Raw genomic sequence first — 3,210 nt, 5'->3', positions numbered from 1 at the left:
CGGTGCCAAGAAGCCTAAGGCCAAGTAAGCCCTGGTTTTTTGATCGAATAAGTAGGTGCTGTGTCCCGCGTGGCGCGAGATTCAGCGTAGTGACCCGAAGCGCAAATGGTTTGCGTGGGTCGAGTAAGTGGGAGTCCATTTTGGCTCTCGCGGTGCCGGAGACGGTGCCAACTGAAGCATAGATTGAGGTGAAAAATGCCACGTCGTCGCGAAGTCCCCAAACGTGAAATTCTGCCGGATCCCAAGTTCGGCAATGTAGAGCTGTCCAAATTCATGAACGTGATCATGGAAGGCGGCAAGAAGGCAGTTGCAGAGCGCATCATTTACGGCGCTCTGGATCTGATCGAGAAGAAGCACCCAGGCAAAGATCCTCTGGAAGCTTTCGTGGTTGCCATCAACAACGTCAAGCCCATGGTCGAAGTGAAGTCCCGCCGCGTTGGTGGTGCCAACTACCAAGTGCCTGTGGAAGTGCGCCCTGTGCGTCGTCTGGCGCTGTCGATGCGCTGGATCAAGGAAGCCGCTCGCAAGCGCGGTGAAAAGTCGATGGCACAACGCCTGGCCAACGAGCTGCTGGAAGCCACCGAAGGCCGTGGCGGCGCGATGAAGCGTCGTGACGAAGTGCACCGCATGGCCGAAGCCAACAAGGCTTTCAGCCACTTCCGCTTCTAATCTGAGCGATCTCCCGATCCTCGCAAAGGCCGCCAGCAATCGATTTTTTGCTTGCGGCCTTGCTTGGATTCGGACTGCCCTCATATCGTAGGTCGATGCCTGCGCTACCAGCCCAGTCTGCATCACCTCCACCTCACTGATCAACAAAGGATCAATCATGGCTCGCAAGACCCCCATCGAGCGCTACCGCAATATCGGTATTTCTGCGCACATCGACGCAGGTAAAACCACCACGACCGAACGTATCCTGTTTTACACCGGCGTGACCCACAAGCTGGGCGAAGTGCACGACGGCGCTGCTACCACCGACTGGATGGAGCAAGAGCAAGAGCGCGGCATTACCATTACCTCCGCTGCAGTGACCTGCTTCTGGAAGGGCATGGACCTGTCGTACCCTGAGCACCGCTTCAACATCATCGACACCCCCGGCCACGTGGACTTCACGATTGAAGTGGAGCGTTCCATGCGCGTGCTGGACGGCGCTTGCATGGTGTACTGCGCTGTGGGCGGCGTGCAGCCCCAGTCTGAAACCGTGTGGCGTCAGGCTAACAAGTACAAGGTGCCTCGTCTGGCCTTTGTGAACAAGATGGACCGTACCGGTGCCAACTTCTTCAAGGTCTACGAGCAAATGAAGCTGCGCCTGAAGGCCAACCCCGTGCCCGTGGTGATCCCTATCGGCGCTGAAGACAACTTCAAGGGCGTGGTCGATCTGGTCAAGATGAAGGCCATCATCTGGGACGAAGCCTCGCAAGGCATGAAGTTCGAATACCAGGACATCCCTGCTGACTTGGTGGAAACCGCCAACAAGTGGCGCGAAAACCTGGTGGAAGCCGCTGCTGAAGCCTCGGAAGAGCTGATGAACAAGTACCTGGAAGAAGGTAACTTGAGCGAAGCCGAAGTCAAGGCCGGTATCCGTGCCCGTACGCTGTCGACCGAAATCCAGCCCATGCTGTGCGGCACCGCGTTCAAGAACAAGGGTGTGCAGCGCATGCTGGACGCCGTGATCGACTACCTGCCTTCGCCAGTGGACATCCCTGACGTGACGGGTACCGATCCTGACGACGAAGAAAAGAAGCTGAGCCGCAAGGCCGACGACAACGAAAAGTTCTCGGCTCTGGCGTTCAAGCTGATGACCGACCCGTTCGTGGGCCAGCTGACCTTTGTGCGCGTGTACTCGGGCGTTCTGTCCAAGGGCGACACCGTGTACAACTCGGTCAAGGGCAAGAAGGAACGTATCGGCCGTATCGTGCAGATGATGGCTAACGACCGTATCGAAGTGGACGAAATCCGCGCCGGTGACATTGCTGCTTGCGTGGGTCTGAAGGACGTGACGACCGGCGAAACGCTGTGCGACGTGGCCGCTCCGATCGTGCTGGAACGCATGGTGTTCCCTGAGCCCGTGATTGCACAGGCTGTGGAGCCCAAGTCCAAGGCTGACCAGGAAAAGATGGGTATCGCCCTGTCGCGCCTGGCCGCTGAAGATCCTTCGTTCCGCGTGCGTTCCGACGAAGAATCGGGCCAGACCATCATCGCCGGTATGGGCGAGCTGCACCTGGAAATTATCGTTGACCGCATGAAGCGCGAGTTCGGCGTGGAAGCCAACGTGGGCAAGCCCCAAGTGGCCTACCGCGAAACCATCCGCAAGACGGTCACCGACGTGGACGGCAAGTTCGTTCGCCAATCCGGTGGTAAGGGCCAGTACGGTCACGTGGTGCTGACGCTGGAACCCCAAGAAGCCGGCAAGGGCTTCGAGTTCGTCGACGAAATCAAGGGTGGCGTGGTTCCTCGCGAATACATCCCTGCGGTGGAAAAGGGCGTGATCGAGGCGCTGACCTCGGGCGTGCTGGCTGGCTACCCTGTGGTGGACGTCAAGGTGCGTCTGACCTTCGGTTCGTACCACGACGTGGACTCGAACGAAATGGCGTTCAAGATGGCCGCCATCTTCGGTTTCAAGGAAGGTGCTCGCAAGGCCAACCCCGTCATCCTCGAGCCTATGATGGCCGTGGAAGTGGAAACGCCTGAAGACTACGCCGGTACCGTGATGGGCGACTTGTCGTCGCGTCGCGGCATGGTGCAGGGCATGGAAGACATGGTCGGCGGTGGCAAGACCATCAAGGCCGAAGTGCCGCTGTCCGAAATGTTCGGCTACGCCACCTCGCTGCGCTCGCAAACGCAAGGCCGCGCTACGTACACGATGGAATTCAAGCACTACGCTGAAGCTCCTCGTAACGTGGCAGAAGCCATCGTTGCTGCTCGCGCCAAGGCCTAATAAAAGTAGCGTCAGCGCTTGTTAAACAAGCGCTGGCTGCTATCTTTTTCTTAGTTTTGTCTACGATCGGGTGCCGCTTTGTTTCCTGTGCGAAGCGATTTAGCAACCCGGTGTAGACGTTAAACCCAACACAGGTTTTGCTCTTTATTTGGAGAAATTCTCATGGCAAAAGGTAAATTCGAACGTACCAAGCCCCACGTGAACGTGGGCACCATCGGTCACGTTGACCACGGTAAGACCACCCTGACGGCTGCTATCGCTACCGTTCTGTC

At 57.9% G+C, this 3,210-nt stretch carries 3 protein-coding genes; all 3 read left to right on the top strand.

The features are described from left to right. Positions 1-195: 195 nt before the first annotated feature. On the top strand, positions 196-669 hold the full coding sequence (gene rpsG / locus ACFIQF_RS19495; protein WP_184704770.1) for a 30S ribosomal protein S7: 474 nt from the start codon (positions 196-198) through the stop codon (positions 667-669). 157 nt (positions 670-826) lie between these two features. Beyond that, positions 827-2,938, top strand: coding sequence for an elongation factor G (gene fusA / locus ACFIQF_RS19490; RefSeq protein ID WP_393945301.1), 2,112 nt, complete (start codon positions 827-829; stop codon positions 2,936-2,938). A 162-nt stretch (positions 2,939-3,100) separates the two neighbouring features. Next, on the top strand, positions 3,101-3,210 hold a 110-nt coding region (locus ACFIQF_RS19485; RefSeq protein ID WP_243738762.1), incomplete at its 3' end, for a GTP-binding protein.

The sequence above is a fragment of the Comamonas trifloxystrobinivorans genome (assembly GCF_043359985.1).
Lineage (GTDB): Bacteria > Pseudomonadota > Gammaproteobacteria > Burkholderiales > Burkholderiaceae_C > Comamonas > Comamonas trifloxystrobinivorans.
Note: the sequence above shows the minus strand (reverse complement) of the source record. Positions and strands in the feature narration are given on the sequence as shown.